Source organism: Deinococcus sp. Arct2-2 (genome assembly GCF_004801315.1).
Taxonomy (GTDB): domain Bacteria; phylum Deinococcota; class Deinococci; order Deinococcales; family Deinococcaceae; genus Deinococcus.
This window is the reverse complement of the sequence record NZ_SSNW01000028.1, coordinates 11,941-33,997: the sequence shown is the minus strand read 5'-3', so window position 1 is coordinate 33,997 and position 22,057 is coordinate 11,941. Positions and strand designations below refer to the sequence as shown.

12 protein-coding genes and 2 pseudogenes are annotated in these 22,057 nt (G+C 64.2%); 10 read left to right on the top strand and 4 right to left on the bottom strand.

The window, feature by feature from the left end; all coding sequences use genetic code 11:
• Positions 1-7: 7 nt before the first annotated feature.
• From E7T06_RS12550 to E7T06_RS21810, 4 genes and pseudogenes are all read right to left on the bottom strand, one after another.
• Positions 8-2,887, bottom strand: coding sequence for a DUF4157 domain-containing protein (locus E7T06_RS12550; RefSeq protein WP_240741041.1), 2,880 nt, complete (start codon positions 2,885-2,887; stop codon positions 8-10).
• 1,504 nt (positions 2,888-4,391) lie between these two features.
• Positions 4,392-4,691: a hypothetical protein gene (locus tag E7T06_RS12545; protein WP_136366126.1), complete on the bottom strand. Its 300-nt coding sequence runs from the start codon at positions 4,689-4,691 to the stop codon at positions 4,392-4,394.
• Positions 4,691-5,284: a ParA family protein gene (locus E7T06_RS12540; protein WP_136366125.1), complete on the bottom strand. Its 594-nt coding sequence runs from the start codon at positions 5,282-5,284 to the stop codon at positions 4,691-4,693. Before E7T06_RS12540 ends, E7T06_RS12545 begins: the two co-directional genes overlap by 1 nt.
• Before the next feature lie 752 nt (positions 5,285-6,036).
• Positions 6,037-6,255 (bottom strand): annotated as a pseudogene (locus E7T06_RS21810) (alpha/beta hydrolase); the annotation flags it as partial.
• 293 nt (positions 6,256-6,548) lie between these two features.
• On the opposite strand from E7T06_RS21810, the gene E7T06_RS12530 reads away from it, so the two are divergent.
• From E7T06_RS12530 to E7T06_RS12485, 10 genes and pseudogenes are all read left to right on the top strand, one after another.
• Positions 6,549-7,907, top strand: coding sequence for an SWIM zinc finger family protein (locus E7T06_RS12530; RefSeq protein ID WP_136366124.1), 1,359 nt, complete (start codon positions 6,549-6,551; stop codon positions 7,905-7,907).
• Positions 7,904-9,400, top strand: a complete 1,497-nt coding sequence (locus tag E7T06_RS12525; RefSeq protein ID WP_136366123.1) for a DUF5691 domain-containing protein — start codon at positions 7,904-7,906, stop codon at positions 9,398-9,400. Before E7T06_RS12530 ends, E7T06_RS12525 begins: the two co-directional genes overlap by 4 nt.
• The gene (locus E7T06_RS12520; RefSeq protein ID WP_136366122.1) at positions 9,397-10,479 is read left to right on the top strand and encodes an AAA family ATPase; all 1,083 of its coding nucleotides are present in this window, start codon (positions 9,397-9,399) and stop codon (positions 10,477-10,479) included. Before E7T06_RS12525 ends, E7T06_RS12520 begins: the two co-directional genes overlap by 4 nt.
• Positions 10,480-10,860, top strand: a complete 381-nt coding sequence (locus tag E7T06_RS12515; RefSeq protein ID WP_136366121.1) for a hypothetical protein — start codon at positions 10,480-10,482, stop codon at positions 10,858-10,860.
• On the top strand, positions 10,857-13,112 hold the full coding sequence (locus E7T06_RS12510) for a DUF5682 family protein (RefSeq protein ID WP_168733516.1): 2,256 nt from the start codon (positions 10,857-10,859) through the stop codon (positions 13,110-13,112). The genes E7T06_RS12515 and E7T06_RS12510 overlap by 4 nt, the downstream gene beginning before the upstream one ends.
• Positions 13,112-14,374: a VWA domain-containing protein gene (locus E7T06_RS12505; protein WP_136366120.1), complete on the top strand. Its 1,263-nt coding sequence runs from the start codon at positions 13,112-13,114 to the stop codon at positions 14,372-14,374. The genes E7T06_RS12510 and E7T06_RS12505 overlap by 1 nt, the downstream gene beginning before the upstream one ends.
• A gap of 257 nt (positions 14,375-14,631) precedes the next feature.
• Positions 14,632-15,316 (top strand): annotated as a pseudogene (locus E7T06_RS12500) (DDE-type integrase/transposase/recombinase).
• 244 nt (positions 15,317-15,560) lie between these two features.
• On the top strand, positions 15,561-18,716 hold the full coding sequence (locus E7T06_RS12495) for a hypothetical protein (protein ID WP_136366119.1): 3,156 nt from the start codon (positions 15,561-15,563) through the stop codon (positions 18,714-18,716).
• A gap of 206 nt (positions 18,717-18,922) precedes the next feature.
• A complete protein-coding gene (locus tag E7T06_RS12490) occupies positions 18,923-20,173 on the top strand; it encodes a styrene monooxygenase/indole monooxygenase family protein (protein ID WP_205750919.1) in 1,251 nt (416 codons plus the stop codon).
• A gap of 30 nt (positions 20,174-20,203) precedes the next feature.
• Entirely contained in the window at positions 20,204-21,253 is a 1,050-nt protein-coding gene (locus E7T06_RS12485; RefSeq protein ID WP_136366117.1) for a M23 family metallopeptidase, read from the top strand.
• Positions 21,254-22,057 lie beyond the last annotated feature (804 nt).

The window sequence follows — 22,057 nt, the reverse complement described above, 5'->3', positions numbered from 1 at the left end:
ATGCTCCTCATCCCTTTATCCCCGCCCAGATGGCCTTCAATTGAATAAACTGTCCGCTTCGCAACTGTTCAGCGGGCACGAAAGCTCTCATTTCCTGTACGGGGATTTGAATGGTTTCAGGCAGCTTCATTCCCATGGCTTTTCCCATCTCCTGATCCTTCTGGGTCACACTTAAGGTGATCGGGCCATACGTCTTGTCTTCCAGAGCCATCAGCTTCAGGGCGCTCTTAATGAAGGCTGTATAAGATGCACTGTTCCTGGCCAGTGTGGTGAGGTGGTCGAGCAGGGTGTTGACGGGCAATTCATCGGTCAACAGGTCGCGGAATCCCACCGACCGGAGCATGGGAATACGGCTAGCAGTGGCTATTTTCTGCCAGTTCAGGGCATTGTCGCGGCCCCCCTCCGTGACCATGCGGGGATCATTGGCCGTGGTGTACTTGCCGCCGTACACCACCCGTGCGTCCAGTTGTTCGTTTTGTGGACGCGCCTTGCCATTGGCGAACTTCGGCTGTCCATTTTCATCCTGAATGCCTGCCGCCTTCAGCAGATTCAGGGCTGGATTCTTGGTGCTGAGGCCCTGGAGGTACGTGTTCAGAAGCGGAATGTTGTGGCCCTTGCTCGCCCGATCAGCAATGGTGCTGCCAAATGCCTGATTCGAGTTTTCCGGCTTCCACTGAGGATCGAAATAGTGGATTTGTCCCGGCACCGCGGCGTCCCCCGACGTCGGCACCACGTCGCCATCGGCACGGTAGTGGCGCGCTGTGATGGCCAGGGCTGGATTGTTCTGGTTGTACTTTACCAGTCGGTCAATATCCTTCTGATCGATGTTTGCGCCCTGAAACGTGACCACTGTGCGGGTGTACTGCGGATACATCGTGGCGGCCAACTGGGCCAATCCCCCACCCAGCGAGTGCCCCAGCATCAGCAGTGGGCCATGCGCGTGCGCCTTTGCCAACTGGTGGTCGATTATCGCTTTGTTCTGCAGGATCTGGTAATACCCGATGCTGCCCGGAGCAAAATCGCCGATTTTGGTGTCCACCGTTCCGGGTTTGTTGCTGCCCAAGTTGAACGCCACCCCTTCGGTGCCCCGCCAGGCGACGATCACGTCCTTGGATTTGGCCTTCCCTGGAATGGGCGTCAGGATACGGAATTCCAACCCCCACTTGCCCGCGATGACGTCGCTCGCCTTGTAGCCGAAGTAAGCCAGCAGGGGCGCGGGTTGCCCACCCCGGCGGGCGTCTTCATGAGGGGCCTTGCCTTCCAAGGCCTCACCAGCGGCTTCGTCATACACCATCCCAATAGCGACGTCCTCCAGAAATGCGTCGAACGTCAGCTGCTGTTCGCTGATGGGGAGGGGCAGAATGCTGAGTACCTTCTGCCGCAGTTCAGGACTCCGAATTTTTTCACCGAGTGTGGCATACAGCGATTTTCCGGTCTGCTGCTCATAGGCAGCCACGACTTTCGGAAGAGCGCCAGTGGCCTTGACCTGTCGTAATTCTTTGACCAGAGCCTCCACCACCTTGGGGTCAGTGATCACCTCATAGCGGTCAACCTCAATATTGCCTAGGGCGCCGCCCACCGGACGCACGCGGCTCAGCACAGCCCCAACAGGCCCTGGAAGCTGGACAGCAGGCTTGCCCAACTGACGCGTGGTGCCCATCAGCGGGTTAGACAGCAGGTTATCCGTTTTCCCAAAGCGGTCTAGGGCGTCGTTGCCCACCATCCAGAGGCTGCGGTCATGCTCCTCGATCATGGTGCTGAGGAGGCCCGCCCGCTGAGGTGAGGTCAGCCGCATCTCTGACCGGGAGACGTCCAGCGCTGTGAGTTGCGAACCGAAATCCTGCAGCAAGGTACGTTTGGTCGTCAGGCGGTAGGCGCTGTCTAAAGAACCGTAGCCAACCTTGTTCGTGAGCACCACCACAACGGACTGCAAATCCATCGTCGCGTTGAGCATCAGCTGATTGCGGCGCTCTTCACTGAGCTGGGTCAGGGCCATTTTCACGGTGGGAGCCGTGCGAATAGCATTCAGGACTTGTGCGGCTGACACCGCCAAAGCGGATGGAGCAGCTTCAGCGGCTGCCCTGCGCTGAATTCTGGTCGGGCCTTGAGGGGCCACAGGAGTAAGGGGCGCCTGTGGGGCAGAAAGCTTTGCTTTGCCCTGCACGCTACCTGCACTCAGCTTAGCCCCCATGCTGCGGGCCTCAGCTTCCAGTCCGCCATCTGGATCAACCCCTGTACCCACCCTGCCCTGACTTTGCTGAACAGCATGCGTGACCTCGTGCGCCAACAGTTCAAGGCCGCTCTGGGTATTGGGATTGAACTGCCCGCTCTGAAAGAAAATATCCGTGCCTGTGGTGAAGGCCAGGGCGTTGACTGACTTGCTGAGCTTGTTGGCTTCCGCATCGTTGTGAATGCGTACCCGGCTCAGATCATGGTTGAGGCCCTGTTCCAGGTGGCGCTGAATCGCCGCTGGAAGGGGATTCCCTGCACCCCGTTTGGCCGCAATCCGCTGCAGCACGGGCTGCAACGCTTCTTCGTCCAGTTCAGCTTTTTTTCGCTGCAGAGTTTGGCGTTGTAGGGCGACCTGCTCATAGCCGTTTTGCTCTGTTCGCCGTTGTAAGACCTCATCTACAGCCCGCTGCAAAGGCAGCCGTTCCCGCTGGGGAATCAGGCCCAAGACCACCCGTGAGACGGAGGCACTGTTGGGATGGCGTTGCAGCGTCGCCAGGTGTTCGCCGTACTGGGCATGTCGGGCGTCTGGAGCTTGACGGTCTTGCTGGAAGCCCTGCACCAGCGTTTGAGCCACCTGACGCTGAAGGGCGAGGAAGCCATCATGCTCCCGGCTGCTGAGGCGCTGACCATTGATCTGCTCAGCTCGCTGGCGCATCACGGTTACCCAGTCACCCGCCGAAACAGGACGTGCCGAGGGAGCTGCCGTTGTGGCAGACGAAGTCTGGTTCGCCTGTGGCAAAGCCGCAAGTTGTCTCTGAACAGTCTGAAGTGCGTGAGTCAGTCGCCCCTCTTCGGCACGTCGCAGATGGGCTGCCTCTAAAACCGGTTGAACCGCTTGCCGCTGAGCCACCACCGGAAGCGAGGTGAATTGACTCAGGTCAGCGGCCAGGGGTTGGAGGAGGGGCGGCTCCGGCGGCGTCCAAGTGGGCAGGGGAGCTGGAGCCCTGGGCCCTGTTTGCGGCAGGGCCATAGGACTGCTCCCTGCCTTGTTTCTCTTAGTGTATTCCGTCACCTGACCTCCGCGTCAGCCCATAGTAGCTGACAAGAGGTCACGGCGGGGATGAACCGCAGTCCACTGCCGGTGATCGGTCGTCCGCTCCCCAAGAGTGTTGCCGAGTCTAATCGTAGTTCCGCTTGTGCTGATGGGCTTGGTCAATCTCCCCAGCACTCGGAGGGATTCTGTTATTGATACCTGCGTAATCTGGGGACAGGGAAACCAATGAGGGGGAGTCAGTTTGATGTCTTACGTCTGAGGTTATCTTGCCTCTACTTGGTTCTCGGCACGCTGAGCGCAGGGGTGGCCTGAGGGTGAGACCACCCCTGCTGCGATCGCTGACCACGTCTGAAACGCACGTTGTTGATGCTGTCTTCTGATGGATGCTGCGACGGTCGTTCGGGACTGATGGTGGAGGTGGGCGATCCGGGCAGGAATGCGCAGGAATTCTTGAGCGCGTTGTTGTCGTTTGAAGCCCTGCTGACTCTGTTTCTGTCCACACGAACCCAACACAAATGGCGTGCGTTGGTCACGCCGCCCAGAATTGAACCGGGCATGCAGGCGGCACGTCGTCATCGTGTTCGGAAAGCGGTGATGCAAACCACAGCAGCGGGGGACTGGCGCACCCCGACCGTTGAGGCTGGCGCGAAAGTGTCAATGTTCTTCTGTATCAGCCCACCAATGTCTAAACCCGCGAGGAGTGTAAGGTCCAGAACCTCTTGGGCCTCGGCCACTCTCTTGCTGCGTCGAGTTTCTGGACGACTTCCGCCGTACTTATCCACGTATTTAAGTAAATACTCAAATGCGTTATGAATCATTTGCGTAGGTAAGTACTTAATAAGACTGAACCAGCAAACGAAATCCGCTGGAAAATACGGTATACACGCCGCTTCTTATAGCGCTGGCGGGGCGATTGTGGCCGAAGCTGATGTCACGGCAGCGCCCTAGGTCATGCCCAGACAAGCGGCCGAATGAGCAAGCGAATGTGCTGACGAAGTTTCGTGAGCGGCTCATTGGCTGGGTTATATGAGCCCCTGGTTCTTCCCCAACTGCTCCAGTCAGCGGTGCTAGGGGCAAAGGAGTGGCGAGGCGATTCCAGTCATCCTGAACGGTCTTGATCGCCTATCTCTGCTTTATCCTCGTATAATGGTAAATACGCTGATACTTATTTACGCCGCCGAGTAGGTAAGCGTTTGCTGACCCGCTCAGCTAAGGTGGGGTCGGCCTGCAACTCGGCCATCAGCGCGCGCATGACCTCAACCTTGCTGACTTTCTGGCGCATGGCGAAGATGGTCAGGAATTCGAATTGGGCGTCGTCCAGATCTACGGAGAGGCGGGTCATCACGCCTTCGCTGGCCGCTTCTGCCGAGGGAAGGGGAGCCTCCGGCTCTGTCCGTTCAATGGGAGCTGGTGTGGAGGCCAGACGCTGGAGCATGGCGCTGGGGCGTGCCGCTTTGCCCGCCATTACAGTTCTCCAAACACGGCGTCGTACTCGGTGCCTGCGTCGGGAACCAGGCCATAACTGTTGCCGAACTGTTCTCGCAGAGGAATCTCCGTATCCAAGACCGGGTAGCCCAATGCCTCAAGCGTAGCCCGCGCCTGCTTGGCACTGTTGGTGCCTTTGCGCACCCGCGTCAACAGCACCACGAAACCCACCGGGTTCTGCGCCTCGATTTCTTGCAGCAGGGTCAACGTGGAAGACAACCGGGCCACCTCCACCGTTGCGGGTGACAGCGGGATGATGACGGTCTCTACTGCCAGGAGGGCTGAGCGCACGATGTCTGGATACCCCGGCGGGGTGTCCACGATGATGTGATCGTACCCTTCTTGCTGCCCGAGCCGCTTGGGAAGATCCCGGACAGGCAGGCTGATGACCGTAAAGGGCAGAGCATCTCCGCTGCCCAGCCCGACTTCCTCACTCCACCCGAGGGCTGAACCTTGAGGATCAGCGTCGATCAACAGGACGCGAGCGCCGGTTCGGGCGAGTGACGTCGCCAGAAACATGGACGTGGTGGTCTTGGAAGCTCCACCCTTGAGGTTGGCAACAGCAATCTTCATCCGGCTCAGCTTAGCGGATCAAGCACTCAATTCATCAGTAGATCAACTGAGGATGCACCCAGTTGATCAGAAACGTATCGACTCATTTACTTAAATAAGTAGATCAGTCGATGAGTCGACGCCCTGTGTGAGCGCCTGACGACGCCTGTCGATCCACTCGACCTCGCCAGCGCCCAAAGCGCCCACCGCTTCCGTCTGTTGCGTGACACCTTTCACCGTTCTGATGAATCCGTGCAGGTCTCCCGCGTGCAGGAGCGGGACAACCCCGCCATGTGGCGCATTTTTATCTCGGGGGAAGACCGTTGCGGGGTGTCGGGTCTGGACACGTGGGCCGTAGAAGCGTGAAGGGGCGGCGGCCGGCCGCGCCGGTCGTTGCTTTCCCACTGACAGCCTGCACGTGGCCCAGTCCGCCGCCCCCCGAGCCGCTGGCGCACGCCTTCGCTCAGGCGTGGGTTGAGGACTCGGACGCCCAACACCACCTGCTGAGGCTTGACGGCGTGCCGGACGGGCCCTCAGGGAACTCCCGCGCTGGGGTCTCTTGATCGAAGAGACCGCACTCGCTGGCCGTCGACTGGCCAACGCCCGCGTCACCCCTCAGCGCCCGGGCCCCTGCCCGCGCTCTAGGGCAGAGCGTGCCCCGGGCTGACCCCCAACGTGCCGCTCGTGTCCCAGAGTCTGCCGCTCGTGGCTTCCGCTTTCGCACAGGGCCTCTGCCCCACCCCAGACGCCTCCACGTGAACAGGTCGAGTGCGACTGAGGTCGCCGCCGCGTAGATCAGGCGCGGTGATCCGGAAGCCTGCGCGGGCCAGTGGCCCACTCTGCCTCTCCCAGGCTTGCCAGAATTCAGGAAAGCCGTGGAGCAGGATGGGGGGGCCCTGGACTGGTGTTGCTGCTCCGTCCTGGAGCCGCACGTCACCTGCAGCGATGTGGTGATGGGTCAGGGGGACGCCTTGTTGGGACAGCTGGGCCATCTCGTCTCCCTGTCGGTGAGACCGCAGCTGAAGACCGGTCTTCTGGAGATGCGCCGTCCTGCGGAGCGGAGCATGGTTGTCCTCCGCTGCCCGGAAACCACTGTAACGTTCTCTCTGTTGGGCGTCCTCCGTAAAGGGCGCTGGTGGGTCAAGCGAATCGTGCGCTGCCTTCAGGCTGGCTCCGTGGCGGTGAGGAGAACGTGCAGCGTTCAGCGGAGTCGAGTAGCATTGCCAAGGAATATTCCATCTGTTACAATTACGCCGTAAACATAATGTGAAAAGGAGTTTATGCATTGTCTTCGATCATCGACCAATTGACCGCCGAGCTCGCCCTGGCCCTGGCACCCGACAGCAGCAGCGCCAAAGCGGCTCAGAAGCTCGCCCGCCCCGCCGGATGGCCCACGCTGGCGCGTGAGGGTGACGTCCTCTGGGGCGAATGCCAGGGCAGCGGGGCACATCCCTACCTGGTGGGTGTAGACGCGCGCAGCGACGTCATTGCCAGCAAGTGCAGCTGTCCCAGCCGCAAGTTTCCCTGCAAACATGCTCTGGGTTTGCTGCTGCTGCATGTAGCGCGGGCCGGGGACTGGAAAGATCTCCCTCCCCCTTCAGACCTCATCAAGTGGTTGGACGGCCGCGTGGCCCGCGCCGAGAAGCCTGCGCCGCTTCCCAGCGACGCCGCCGCTGCCGCTGATCCTGCTGCGCAGGCCAAGACCCAAGCCGCCCGCGCCCGCAAGAAGGCAGCGGGCCTCGAAGACCTCGAACTGTGGCTCAGTGACCTCGTGCGCGAGGGGTTGCTGGCGGCGCGTGCCCGCCCGTACGGCGACTGGGACCGGCAGGCGGCGAGATTGATCGACGCGCAGCTTCCAGGCGCGGCGCGGCAGGTCCGGCAGATTCCCGAGCTGCTGCACGACGAAACGGGCGAGGCCTTGACGGCGCACCTGGGGCGGTTGTGGCTGCTCACTCAGGGCTGGCGGCAGCGCGACGCTCTCAGTGAGGGCGAATGTGCCGATCTGCTCACCGCACTGGGCGCGCCGCTTGACCGCGCCAGCGTGCCTCCAGCCGCGCCGCAGGTCTGGCAGACCCTCGGGTCGGTGCAGGAGGAAGACGGCAAACTGAACGTGCGCCGAACCTGGCTGCTGGGGCAAAGAGAGGAGGTGGCTCTGCTGCTCGATTTCGCGCCCCAAGGGCGGGGCTTGCCTGTGCCGTTGCCTCAGGGGCGACCCTTCACGGCAGAGGTCGCCTTCGCGCCTTCGGCCTATGCTCAGCGGGCCATCGTGGTGGGGGACTTGGAAGCGGCCACCCCTGCGCTCGCCCTTCCCGGCGGCACGCTCGCGGACATGCAGCGCCAGTATGCAGCGGCTCTGGCCCTCAACCCCTGGCTGGAGCGGATCGGCGTGTTTGTCGGTCCGGCGTACCCTCACCTCGATCCGCCGCAGCTCTGCGACGCTGAGGGCCACGCTGTTCCGCTGAGTCTGAACGTGGCCCAGGCTGACCTCTGGGCGCTGCTTGTCCGCGCTGATACGCAGCTGCAAACTTATTTCGGCGAGTGGGACGGGCAGCGCTTCCTGCCGGTGGGGGCCCTTTCCGCGGACATCACCGGGGTTGCAACTGAACTTGCACAAGCGGCCACCGAAGCCGGAGTGTCCACATGACCCGTGACCTGCGCGACCTGGCCGTGGTGGCGACCCGTGGCACCAGCCGGGCCGACCTGCCCGCTCCTGCCGGCACACTGGCCCTGGCCCTGTCGAGCGTGCCCGGCGAGACGCCCGAGGCCCTGCTGCTCGGCCGCGCCGCCCTGCTGGGGCTGCACGCCCGTGCAGGGGCGCCGCTCCAGGACGCTGCTGGCCCGCCGCCCACACCGTTGCCCGCCCCTGAGCGTCCAGTGCCGCCTGCCCTGAGTGCCTTGTTGCCCGCACTGGTCCGGACGGACCCGGTGCTGACCACGCAGGCGCTCGGAGCCCTGACCGCGCGCGGCTGGACCCTGAACGCGGCGCAGATGCTGGCCCTGTATGGCCAGGACGCTGACCTCGCGCGCCCCCTGTGGGCCCTCGCTGACGTCCGGGCCCGGGCCATCCTCACCTCCCAGGCCCCCGCGCATTCCCTGTACAGGGAAGCGCAAAAGGCCGAGGAAGAAGCCCGGTGGGCGGCGCAGCTCGCAGCGCTGGCCGAGCTCCGTGGACGTGACCCCGCACAGGGCGCGCGGGCGTTGCAGGACCTGTGGGCCGGGCAGCCTGCCGACCAACGCAAAGAACTGCTGGACCTGGTGCGCCGCGACCTGCGGGCCGAAGACCGCCCGCTGCTGGAAGCGGCGACGCGTGACCGCTCGCCGGAAGTGCAAAAGAGCGTCCGGCAACTGCTCGGTCACCTGAGTGGTCCCCTGCAGGACGAACTGCTCGCGCTGCTGCCTCAAGCGGTGAAGGTCAGCGGCCTGCTGAAAAAGAAGATCTCCTTTGGCGCCTTCGACCTGCCCGCCGCGCTCGGTAAACCGCGGGCCGGACAGGACGACGACAGTGACCTGCACCGCCTGCTGGGGGCCTTGCCCACCCCGCTGATCCTGAACACCTTGAAGATCGGTTGGGACGTCCTGCACAAGGCGCTTCGGAACCAGCACTGGTCACTTGCGTACGAGCTGCAGGAGCCGCAGGCTCCGGTGCCGACCCCCCCCACTCCAGAAGCAGCCCGTGCCCGGTTGCGTGACCTCATGGGGCAGCCGAAGGTGGCATCTGAGCAGCTGCTGGACGCGGTGCAGGCGCTGGAGTCATCGCTGGAGTTGTCGCTCGAACCAGCGGACGTGCAAACGGCTCTGGCCACGCGCACGCTGGAGCTCTTCCAGTGGGAGGGCCAGAGTTGGCAGGCTGAGGAATTGGCCCTGGTGCTGCGGCGCAGCCTCTCACCCGATCTGACCGTGCCCGCGCCCACGCCGCTGCCCTTCGGGCTGCCGCCGCGCCCCAAAAAGCTGCCCTCCTGGCAGACGCCCGCCGATTGGGAAGAGGAGCAGCGCCGAGACCACGCTTACAGAGAAGACCGCGCCCTCCACACCTGGCGCGACCTCACCCACACCCTGCAGCTGCGGCGCGAATGGCGCGGCGCCCTGAGCACTCAGCCGTCCGAAGAACGAACGATCCAACCAAGGAGCACCTCATGACCACCCCTGAAGTCCTGCGCCAGCACGCCGAACACGCCTACGCCCACGAACTCGCTGCCCTGGCGGAGCATGACCGCTACCCGCGCCCACCGAAGTGGAACCTCAGCCCACGCGCGGTCCTGACCTACCTGATGGGCGGCTGGGCCGGCGAAACGGAAATTACACCGAAATATGTGGGCGAGGCGCGCCTGATGGAGATCGCGGTGGCGACCCTCGCCACCGACCGGGCGCTGCTGCTGCTCGGTGTGCCGGGCACGGCCAAAAGTTGGGTCAGCGAGCATCTGGCCGCCGCCGTCTCGGGTGACAGTACGCTGCTCGTCCAGGGCACAGCAGGCACCGACGAGAATGCCATCCGCTACGGCTGGAATTACGCCCGCCTGCTCGCCGATGGACCGAGCGAGGCCGCGCTGGTGGAAAGTCCGGTTCTGCACGCCATGCGCCAGGGCAAGATTGCGCGCCTCGAGGAGCTGACGCGCGTGCAGAGCGACGTGCAAGACACCCTGATTACCATCTTGTCAGAAAAGACCTTACCGGTCCCTGAACTGAATACCGAAGTTCAGGCGGTGCGCGGCTTTAACCTGATTGCCACGGCGAACAACCGCGACAAGGGTGTCAACGACTTGTCGAGCGCTCTCAAGCGCCGGTTCAATACCGTCATTCTGCCGGTGCCTGACAGCCTAGAAGATGAGCTCCTGATTGTGACCCGCCGGGTTGATTCGATGGGCCGCAGCTTGGGGTTGCCGGAGCTGCCTCCCGCTCTGGAGGAGATTCGGCGCATCGTGACGGTGTTCCGCGAGCTGCGGGCAGGCGTCACTGAGGACGGCAAGACCAAGCTCAAGAGCCCGAGCGGCAGCCTGAGCGTGGCCGAAGCCATCAGCGTGGTCAATCACGGGCTCGCGCTGGCCGCCCACTTCGGCAATGGCGAACTCAGCCCGCACGACACGGCCGCCAGCCTGGTGGGAGCGGTCATTAAGGATCCGGTGCAAGACGGCGTCATCTGGCGCGAGTACCTGGAAACGGTGGCCAAAAAGCGCGACGGCTGGAAAGTGTTCTACAACGCCTGCCGGGCGGTGAGCTGAGTGACGTCGCCTCCTGAGCTGTCCCAAGCACTGCGTGACCTGCTGGGTGACCTGCACGCCGTCAGTCAGGCTCACGGGGAACTCCACGACACCGAGTGCCGCGAGCGGCTTCTGGACGCGGTGTATTTGTCTTTCCTGCAGCCGCGCGCGGGCTACGAGTTGCCGCACGTTTTCGGCCTGTACGCCCCGGAGGGCAATGCGCAGGTCCGTCAGGCCCTGGCCCGTTACGTGCAGCGCGCCGGGCCCGCGGCCCGTCAGCAGCAGCTGTCGGCCCAGCAGCGGCTGGACGCGTTTCAGAACCCCCAGGTGCTCGACCCCGGAGGCAACAGCCCGGACGAGTACTTCGGCTGGCTCGAAGAACTGCCTGATGAGGCGACGTGAGCCAGCAGATCTATCCTATTCGCCATCACGGTCCCGGTTCGGCGCGCAGCGTGCAGCGGGCCCTGGAGGCCAATCCTCCGGCCACGCTCCTCATCGAGGGGCCGGTGGATGCCGACGTCCTGCTGCCGTTTCTGAACGACCCCGCCCTCACGCCTCCCGTCGCGGTCATGGCCCACGTGCAGGGCCAGCCTGAACGCTCGGTGTTCTATCCGCTTGCGGAATTCAGCCCTGAGTTCGTGGCGATTCGTTGGGCTCTGGCACGCGGCGTGCCGGTCGCCTTTATGGACCTGCCGGCCAGCGTGACCCTCGCGCCGAAAGAAGGAGACTCCCCCACCGGAGACGAGGCGGCCGGTGACGTCGCCGCTGAACCGGACGCCGGGGCCGCGCCCACGGCTCTTCCCTCGGCCGACGCCGTGCGGGCTGATCCTCTGGCCCTGCTGGCTCAGGCGGCTGGCTACAGCGATTTCGAGCGCTGGTGGGACGTCCTGGTGGAGTCGCGCGGCGACGGTGAGACGGTATTTAGCGCGGTCACCGAGGTGATGGCGGCGCTGCGTGAGGCAGAGGACGGCCAGACCTCGGCACGCGACCTGCTCCGCGAGGCGCAGATGCGCCAGACCATCCGTGCGGCGCTCAAGCGGGGCAGCGTGGCCATCGTCTGCGGCGCGTGGCACGCGCCGGCCCTGACGCCTGAGGTGCTCGCGCGCGAAGCGAAAGCGGATCTGGCGCGCCTCAAGAATCTCCCCAGAGTGAAGGTGGCCCTGACCATCACGCCCTGGACGCACGGACGGCTGACGCAGGCGAGCGGCTACGGCGCGGGCGTGACGTCGCCCGGCTGGTACGCGCACCTCTTCGCCACGCCCACGCAGGTCAGCGAGCGCTGGCTGACCCGGTCGGCGCGGCTGCTGCGCGGGCATGGACTGGACGCCTCAAGCGCTCAGGTCATCGACGCGGTGCGGCTGGCCGACGCCCTGGCCACCCTGCGCGGACGGCGACTCGCTGGCCTGGACGAACTGACTGACGCCACGCGGGCGGTCTTCGCCTGGGATTCGGACCTGCCGCTGCGCCTGCTCTCCGAGGACCTGTTCGTGGGTGAGGCGCTGGGCAGCGTGCCCTCCGGCGTGCCGGCCGTTCCGCTGGAGCAAGACCTCGCCGCAACGCTGGCCCGGCTGCGCCTGAAGCGCGAGGCGGCCACCCGCGAGCTCACCCTCGACCTGCGCGAAGACGCCGGACTGAACCGTTCGCAGCTCTTTCACCGCCTGAACCTGCTGGGCGTTCCGTGGGCCAACGCGGCGGCCAGCCGAGGAACGGGCACCTTCAAAGAAACGTGGACGCTGCGCTGGGATCCGGAATTCAGCGTGCGGATCGTCGAGGCCAGCCGTCACGGCAACACGCTGGTCCGCGCGGCTCACCTGGCGGTGATCTCTGGAGCGCGGCGGGCCCCGGATTTGGAGGCGCTCTCAGCGCTGCTGGAAGTCGCGCGCCTGTGCGGATTGCCGGCAGCTGCGGACGTGACGCTCGCCCGTCTGGATGTGCGCGCGGCCGATGCCGACACCGCCGCGCTGCTGCTGTCTCTTCCGCCTTTGGCGCGTCTGGCCCGGTACGGCGACGTCCGCCAGCGGGGAGGCGACGACCTGCGGCCTGTGTTCCGGACGCTGCTGATCCGCGCCGCTGCTGGACTGCTCAACGCGGCTCACGGGCTGGGCGAGGCCGCCGCGCAGACACTTCACAGCCAGATCGTGCAGGCCGACGCGGCGGTGCGCCTCCTCGACGACCCAGAAGCGAGTACCGAGTGGGTTTCGGCGCTACATGCACTGGACGCGCCGGGCACGGCGCCGCTGCTGCGCGGCGACGCTGTCAACCGCTTGCGTGACCGGGAGGTCTTGAACGCGGCGCAGGTGCAGGTGCGGCTGGCCGCGGCCCTCGCGCCCGGCGCGCCCCCGCTGGACGTGGCGGCGTGGCTGGTCGGCTTTATCGGTGAGGACGGTCAAACGCTGCGTCACGATCCGGCGGCGCTGGTTCTCCTGGACGCTTGGGTGGTGGGCCTCGGCCCGGACGCCTTCGGCGAAGTGCTGCCCGCCCTGCGCCGCGCCCTTTCCCGCTTGGAGCCGCACGCCCGCAGGCGTCTGGGCGAGGAGCTGCGCGGCTTGGAACGCGCCGAGCCGGCCGCGCAGCTCAACAGCGAGCTGGGGGCCGGGGTTGTGCCGGTCGTGTTGCGGCTGCTCGGTGTCGGCCTTCCTTCTGGAGACTCCTGATGACTGAATCCACCCCAACACCCCTGACCCCGGATCTGGAACGCCTGCGCCGCTGGCGCCTGCTGCTGGGCGGCGACACGGCCCAGGGAGAGCGCGCCGACGGCACCGGGCACGAGCTGGGCGACCACGACCGCCGCCTTGATGCGGCGCTGGCCTCCCTGTATGACGGCGTTCCCTTTACGGTGCACACCGACAAGCCCCAGAAAGGCCGCAAGTCGCACCGCAACGTGGGCTTCGGCACCAGTGCTCCGGCTGTCGCCGCGTGGCTGGGCGAGGTCCGTGACCTTTTCCCGCAGTCAGCGGTGCAGGTGATGCAGCAAGACGCTGTTGAGAAACTCAATCTGGGGATCATGCTGCTCGAACCGGAGCTGATGGAGCACCTTCAACCTGACGTGCACCTGGCAGCCACCCTGATCAGCCTCAAAGACGCCCTGCCTGATCAAGCCAAGGCGCTGGCCCGGCAGGTGGTCGCGCGGGTGGTCGACGACCTCCAGGCCCGCCTCGCCGAACCGCTCCGCAGCGCTGTGACTGGCAGCCTCAACCGCTCACAGCGTCAGCTGCGCCCCCGTCAGAATGAGGTGGACTGGGGCCGCACCCTGCTGAAGAACCTGCGAACGTACGACCCGGAGCGCCGCAGTGTGATTCCCGAACGACTGGTCGGCTATGGCCGCGCTCGGCGACAGCTGAAGGCCGTGACCCTGTGCGTGGACCAGTCGGGCAGCATGGCTTCCAGCATCGTGTACGCCGGGATTTTCGGGGCCGTGCTGGCCAGTCTTCCGGCCCTGAAGACGAACGTGGTCGTGTACGACACGGCAGTGGTCGATCTCACGGATCACCTCGCTGACCCGGTCGACGTTTTGTTCGGCGTGCAGCTCGGCGGCGGGAACGATACGCCGCTGGCTCTGCGCTATTGCCGCGGCCTCCTGACCACTCCCGAAGAGCACACCTTCGTTCTGATTTCTGACCTGTACGAGGGGTCGGGAAGCGCTGAGATGATCCGCCGTCTGAACGACTTCCGCGAGATGGGTGCCCGCGTGATCGTGCTGCTGGCTCTCGACGATGACGGCACACCGAGCTACGATCACGGCAACGCCGCCCGGCTGGCGGCGTTGGGAATTCCCGTCTTCGCCTGCACCCCAGACTTTTTTCCTGAACTGATGGCGACGGCCCTGCAAGGAGCGGACATTGCGGCTTGGGCAGCTTCTCGCGGCATTGTGACCGCGCGGGCTCAGGTGGAACCCGGTCCGCTGACCCGCCCCTGAGCTGCCAGGCGCTTCGGGCCGAGCGACGGAGCGGTCGATCAGCGTGGACGCCAGAATGTCCGGCTCTTCTTGCAGGCGAAGCGCAAGAACGCGCCCAGATTCTCTGAAAAGAATCTGGGTCAACTGTTGCGCTTCATTCGGGCTTTGACGCGCTCCAGCAGGCTGGGTTTGGGAGCAGGTACAGGCGCGGCTTTGGGCAGGCCCAGCAGGTGGAGGGGTGGTGTTGCCTTCACGGGACCGGGGGAGGCTGACCCGCCGTGACTGATCCGAAACCTTACCGCCACTGGTTCCCCCGTAACAACCCATCTAGCACGCGGTTTGGCTCTCCCACCGCTTTCCCCTCCGTGACCGTGAGGTGCAGGAAGTGCGCCACGTGCGCGGCCCAACAGGTCAGCGACGAGACCCTCCGCGAGTGGTGGATCAAGTTCGGACCCCTCTTCGGAGAAGAACTGCGCCACCCCGGTGAGGTCTGTACCAGCGTCGATGGTGTTCGCCACTGGGTCTGGAGAGCGGGAGACGAGCACGGCTCCGTGCAGGGCATCCTGCTCCAGCGGCACCGTGAGACCGGGGCCGCACCGACCGTCCTGACTCGCCTCCTGGGTGAAGACGATGTCCCAGAGGTCATTCATACCGGGTCAGCTGCGGGGTGACGGAGCGGCGATTCGGGAGATCCCGAGCCTGACTGACGTCGACCACCGGCAGGTGATCTCCACAGCCCGCTGTACTAGCTTGACCTTGCAATCACACCGTCCTACACGGTGTCAGGAACGCCAACTGCAAGGATTCAAACGGAGGAGACGTGCGCAAGCATTTCTTGACCTGCACGCCAGCACCACCACTCTTCACGGCTCTGCCCGTTCGGCCGTACCCGCTCGCGCCCGACGATCTACCCTGAGCAGCGCACGGCGAAGCTGGAAAACCGTCGTGCAGCAGGTGGCCTGAAGTTCAGGCCACCTGCTGCCGTTGCTCCTCGGGTCTGACTTGCCAGCAACACCTGTTCAGAACCCAACTGCGCGATCGGTCTTCCATCTGCGACATGACGGCCGCCTGCATGGGCGCTCAGTCATATGTATTAAGCTGGCACCAACTGTATTTTCCCTTACGCTCTGCCGGATAATGGAAGAAAGAAGTGCGACGCGGCTTGATCAACCGGAACCCACGGGTCAGTTGGGGCAAAGGACACTCTATGTCAGACAATCTCACCATCTTGCAGCAGCGTGTTGACCGGATCTGTTCACGAAGAGGTGGCCAAGCCATTGCCGTGGTGGGCGACGCTGGCATGGGCAAGACGCATCTGGGCCAGCAACTGCTCAGCGGCTGGTCGGGCGCCCACCTCCAGATGCACACCCGAACTGCCGAAATGGGGTTCGCGGCGCTTCTGGAGAACTCTGGCGTTCCATCTTGGGCCAGACAGACACTCGGGCGTCACCTCGGAGGTCAGCGGGAGGAGACGGAAGTCCTGGGTACGGCCATTAGCGCCTTACTCAGCCACGCGGCGCCCATCGTGGTCTGGGCTGAGGACTATCACGAAATCGCTGACCGCACGGCCCACTTCTGGTTGGCACTGGCCCGCTCACTTCCGCGGAACAAGGGAGTGGCGCTGGTGGTGACCAGTCGCACGGCGCTGCCTGAACCCTTCGCAGAACAGCGGCTCGCTCCCCTGAGTGCAGCGGCGGCGCGTGTGGTCTTGGAACACCAGCTTCAGGGACCCTTGCCGGAAGCGGCGTTGTTCTGGCTGGAGCCCCGGTGTCAGGGCAACCCGCTCTTCATGTTGGAGTTCGTCCGTCATCTGACCCGCAGTGGTGCTCTGTATCTGGATGGTGATCGCTGGCGCTGGAGAGAGCCGGCGGCGTCCACCCTTCCGACGAGTGTCGAGGCCCTGATCGCAGACCAGTTGAATGTGGTGCACTCGCCTTCTGGTTCTCCAGCGGATGGTCAGCGCCTGCTGGGTCTCTGGGCCATGTGGGACACCGCTTTGCCGGACCTCCAGCTGGATATCGAAACGGCAGGCGCGCTCGGTGACCTTGAGGCAGACACCGCCGCCTCTCTCGTTCGGGATGCTCAGGCGAGTGGCCTGCTGGTCGGCCACCGCTTCGGTCATCCTCTGTTCCGGGAAGTCGCTCTCAAGGAGACGCCCTACCGTCAGCGCCGTGATGTGGCGCGGCGCTGTGTGGCGTTGCTGAACACTCAACCGGAGCACGCGGCCCGCTTTTTGCCCTGGGCCGAGCTTCCAGCCGCTGAGGCCGTGCAGGTGCTGGAACAGGCGCTCGTGTCAGCGCAGGCTCAGGGAGTGGCGGCTGCCTGTGCCGATCTCCTGGATCAGTTGGCCGACCTCGTTCCTCTTCATGAACGGGCCGCCACGGCACTTCAGGCGGCACAGGCGCTGGCGCCTTTACAACTGGAACGGGCCCTGCACAGGGCCACACAGGCCTGTTCGCTGGACCCGCTCGGTTCCGAAGCCCTATACCTGTGTGCGGGGCTGCTGGCCCGCTCCGGTCGGGGGCAGGAGGCTGAGCGCCTCCTGGAGAACGCGCCAGGGGCCCTGCGCGAGCGGCCTGACTTTTGGGCCTGCTGGCTGGAGACCCGGGTGGGCGCCTCCGACTTTACGGGAGCGCTGGAGATCTGGACCCAGCATCAAAACGAGTTGGACGGCTTTCCCCAGGTGCCTGCTCAGGTGGCGATGGCCCAGTTGCGGACTGGTCAGGCAGATCAGGCGGAGACCAGCATCCGGCGGGCGCTGGGCCGGAATCCTGAACCCGCCGAGCGCGCCGCGCTTCTTCATGCCCTGGGCCGAATTCAGATTGCACAGGCGAATCCACACATGTTTGCCACTCTCGGAGAGGCCATTGAGGTCAGTGCTCATGCCGGCGCGTTCAGTCTTCAAGCTGGGCTGCTCCTCGAGCGCGCCCGCGTCCTCAGCTGGGCCCTGCAAGTGCACGCGGCAACGGCAGACGCACAGCAGGCGGTGCGACTGGCCGACGCGCAGGGCGACCCCCGCCTCCTGGCCCGGGCCCAGGGCGAACTGGCCAGTTGCCTGATGATTCAGGGCGATTTTGAGGGAGCTCAAGATCTGCTGCTGGCCGCCCAGGAACTGCTGAGCGGAGACCAGGCCTCGATGTACACCATCCTGACCCAACTGTACCTGTGCAATCTGTCCCTGGAATGGGCGCGGCCTCAAGACGGTCTCCTGGCTGTGAGGCACGCACGTCAGGGCCTGCGCCTCACGCAGGAGGTCCAGGACAAGAGTTTGCTGACCTGGGTGATGAGTATCAGTGCGTGGGCCGAGAGCGCACACGGCGATCTGGTGCGGGCGCAGCAGCAGATTGACGGGGGGGAGGCCATCATCCGGGCCACCGGGCAAACCGCCACTGCACCGTTCTACCGCTTTGCCCGGGGGTTTTTGCTTGAACGTCAGGGACAGACCGCCGCCGCGATTCAAGCGTTCGAGGAGGCGTGCGCGCTGGGGCGAACCATGAAGATGGCGGCTTACGCGGAGCGCTTCGGGCTGGAAGCAGACCGTCTGCGTGGTGACCGGCAGGCCGCAGAGCGGCGCCTGGCTTTTTTCAGGCAGCATCACTTTTCCAGCTTCGCCTACCGGACACTACAAATCTTTCCGCCGCAAGAAGGCGGAGATGAGGTGGACGCGCCCCTGGAACCAGCCCTCTCTGAGCCGACCTCCACGCCTGACCTGCTCCAGTTGAATGTCCTGGGCCCGGTGCAGATGATGCAGGACGGCGAAGTCCTGGCAGAGCGGTCCGCCAAGGGATTCAGGCTGCTCATCTGCCTGCTCGAGAACCGTCTGGCCGGGCGACCAGGCGTGACCCCAGATGAGCTGCTGGAAATCCTGGCCCCGGATGACGATCCGCAGCAGGCCATGGGGCGGCTGAGGCAACAAATTCGTCGCCTGCGCGCCACGTACGGTGCCGCCTGTGTGGTGCGCACCGACTACGGCTACGCCCTAGGCGCGGAGGTCATGAGCGATGCGGAACTCTTTTTGAAAACGCAGCAGACCTCGTTGTGGCGCGGCGCCTATGCCGCTGACGTTCCTGACTTTCTGTCGAGCGCGCGGGACGTTCTGGCTTACGGATTGCGGCTGGCGGCCTACGCTGCCGAACCACAGGATCCGGCAGAGGCTGCCCGTCTGGGGCAGATTCTCCTGGCGATGGATCCGTTTGACTGGCCGGCCCTGTCGCTGACTCTGCGGTGCCTGCGCGAAGGCGGTGAGGTGATGACTCTGGTGTCGGTCTACACCCAGATCCGTCAGCAGTGCGCGCTGGTGGGTGAACCCCTGCCAGGGACATGGGAAGATTTCTTGGCATCTCAAGATATGAGCATAGGATGAGAAACTAGTACGCTGATGTTTTACTTGGCCGAAAAGCCTGTCTGAGACGGCATTCCTCTTTCAGCGATCAAACGTCACGCCCATGTCACGGCCTGCTCCTAAGCTTCGCTCAGGTTCACAAGCGACGACCAGAGGCCAACGCCACAGGCTGTGGCCAGGACCTGGCGCATGTGCGCCTGAACGGAGGATGAATGAGGCGAATAGCGATGATCGGTGCTGGCCAGGCAGGACTCCAACTGGCTCTGGGTCTACAGCATCACGGGTATCAGGTAACGCTGGTGACGGACCGGACACCAGAGCAGGTCGAGTCGGGCCGGGTGATGAGTACGCAGGCGCTGTTTCACGACGCCTGTGAAACCGAGCGGCAGCTCAACCTGAACTTCTGGGACGAGCTTTGCCCCCCGGTCGAGGGCATTGCCTTCAGCGTGCCGCACCCTGAGCTGCCCGGGCACAAGGCCATGTCTTTCGAAGCTCGGCTGGATCATCCGGCCTACAGCCTCGATCAACGCGTCAAGTTCGCGCACTGGCAGCGCACGTTTGCGGAGCGGGGGGGGCAGGTGGTGACCCAGCACGCGGATGTGACGGCCGCCGAGCGCCTGAGCGATACCCATGACCTTGTGCTGGTCGCTACCGGTAAGGGCGCTCTGGGCCAGATCTTTGAACGAGACGCGCCGCGCAGTCCGTATGACGTGCCACAACGCCACCTGGCGCTGGCCTATCTCACAGGCGTCAGGCCGCGCTCTGGTCACAGTGCCGTGACCTTCAATCTGATTCCTGGAGTCGGCGAGGTCTTTTTGCTGCCTGGTTTGACCCGCACGGCGGACGGCGCGTGGCTGCCCTATGAGAACGTGCTGATCGAGGCCATCCCGGGAGGACCACTGGACGTCTTCGGGGACGTCCAGGACGCCGCGGAACAGGTTCAACGCATGCTGGCGCTGATGGCGACTTTCGTTCCCTGGGAATACGACCGGGTCCAGGACGCCCAGTTGACCGACGCGATGGCAACCCTCATAGGGCGAGTCACCCCACAGGTCCGGCATCCGGTGGCCACACTTCCGTCAGGCCGGCCCGTCCTGGGTCTGGGGGACGCCGTGGTGGTCAACGATCCCCTGACCGGTCAGGGGGCGGGCAGCGCCGCCCGCGCCGCCGCTGTCTATCTGGAACGCATTCTGTGGCAGGGTGACCGTCCATTTGACCGCAGCTGGATGCAGGACACCTTCGAAGATTACTGGGGCTACGCCCAGTACGTCACCGACTGGACAAACGCACTGCTCGGGCCACCGCCGCCACACGTGCTGGGCGTCTTGGACGCCGCGCAGCGCCATCCCAGTTTGGCCCACGCCTTCGTGAACGGCTTCAATCATCCGCCACAGTTTTTTCCCTGGTTGACCAGTCCGCAGGAAGCCGCCGCGCTCATGGCGCGCCACGGTGCCCCCTCCCCCGCCGCTCAGGCCTGACGCTCGTTCTCTTTGTCAAGGAGTCCACCCATGACCTCAACAACCCTGCTGGCCGCCCTCGTGATCGCTACGCTTCCTTGGACAGCCGCTGCTCTCACCCTGCCTCTCAGAGGGGACGACCTCAACGCAGGCGAGCGCTACAACGCGGGCGTTCACACGGGTGGGATTCAAGCGGAAGGCAAGGACATCGGCGCCCTGCGCCGCGTGTCCGACACCAATTGGTCCAGGATGAAAGCCGGCACCACCGACACCACAGTCAACAGCAACTGGATTGTGTACGGCAAGCCCTTCTACGCTATGGCGGCCGGCACGGTCGTGGGCTGCTGGCGCAACGCCCCTGACAATATTCCGGGATCCTTGCACCCCCTGTACAAGCCCGGCCTGAAGTTCGCCGGCGGCGGCAACCACCTGTGGATTTTGCAAGACGACGGCTCTCAAGCCCTGTATGCCCACGCTCAACCCGGGAGCATTCCTGCCGCGCTGTGCCCCCACAATGCCCAGGTGTTCACGGGCACGAATGGCAAGAGCGACAGCACAGGGATCGAACAAGAGGTGCGGGTCACCGCTGGTGCCCGGGTCAATGCCGGGCAGTTCCTGGGGCGCATCGGCAACTCCGGGGCCTCTTCCGCCCCCCACCTCCATGTGCATCTACAGAAGGGGGGTCAGCCGATCCCCATGACGTTCGGGCGGGGGCTCACCACGCCGTTTACCGGCGGGAAAGCCAGTCTGAATGGTCCCTGGACGCCGCTGGCCGGCAAGACCTTCCCCAATGCCTCGGTGCTGTTCTGGCCCCCCCGGCCCGCCGGAAACCTGACCTTTAACGGTACCGAAGGTGCCGATTATCAGCCCCTGGTTGACCACTTGGCCGATTCCAACATGATGCCGAACTTGATTACGTGCGCCTCGAACGGTTCCACCTATAACTCGACGTGGGTGCCGAGACAGGGCCAGTGGGCGTCGTTTCATGGCATGAACACTGCCCAGGCAGCGGAAAAACAGGCGAGCTATACCACTCAGGGCTATACGCGGACCTCTTCGTACACGTGCGGCTCAGTCACAGTGGCGGTCTGGCGAAAGTAGGTCTCCTGTCGGTCGGTGCTGGTCAGTTGTTGGCTCCAGGACGCGAAAGGCTCAGGAGATGACCACTTCAATTTAATTCCGTTTCAGATAGCAGACATCACCACCCGCCCCACCGAGCTCGGTGGGGCGGGTGGCAGCGCCGCTACCTCTTGAGCCTCTAGAGGTGGCGGCTTCACACTTCGGAGCGCATTCGCCTCGACCCAACGGGAGCAGCGTGACATTTTTATTCACGCCGCGAGCCGCTTGCTCAGCCTCACGCGCAGGAGGTGATGCCAACAATGGCGCGACCCAGCCGCTTCCCACCCTCCCGACGACTGTCGTGGAAGCAACGTGTGGGCAGAGTAATTATTTACTTATTTAAGTATCTAAGTAAATGCGTATTTAGATAGTTTTAACTGATTGGCGCCAATCAGTACTGAATCAACAAGCGGTATCTGCTGGAAAATACTGGAGTACGCGCCGTTTCTCACAGGCCAGTGGGGCGGCTTTGGCCACTGTCGGTGCGAAGGCAACACTCTCAGCCACTGTCAGACGGGCGACCAAAGGAGCGGACAGATGCTTCGGTAAATTTCCCGAACAATGGTCATTATCAGAGGAGAAGGATGCGGCGGAATGAGGTCAGCAGGAGAAAACTGTCTGTAAAGGGATTCCCTTATGACTCAGGGGGGTTACCGCGCCGAAAGCTACCCCTGGGCACAAGTCAAGCGGGAGAACCGTGCCGAACGCCTGCGCGAACCTGTCGCCGCACGGAACCTCGGTGCCCTGTGGGCCCTGTTGCGCCACCACCAAAATTTGCAGGGCAAA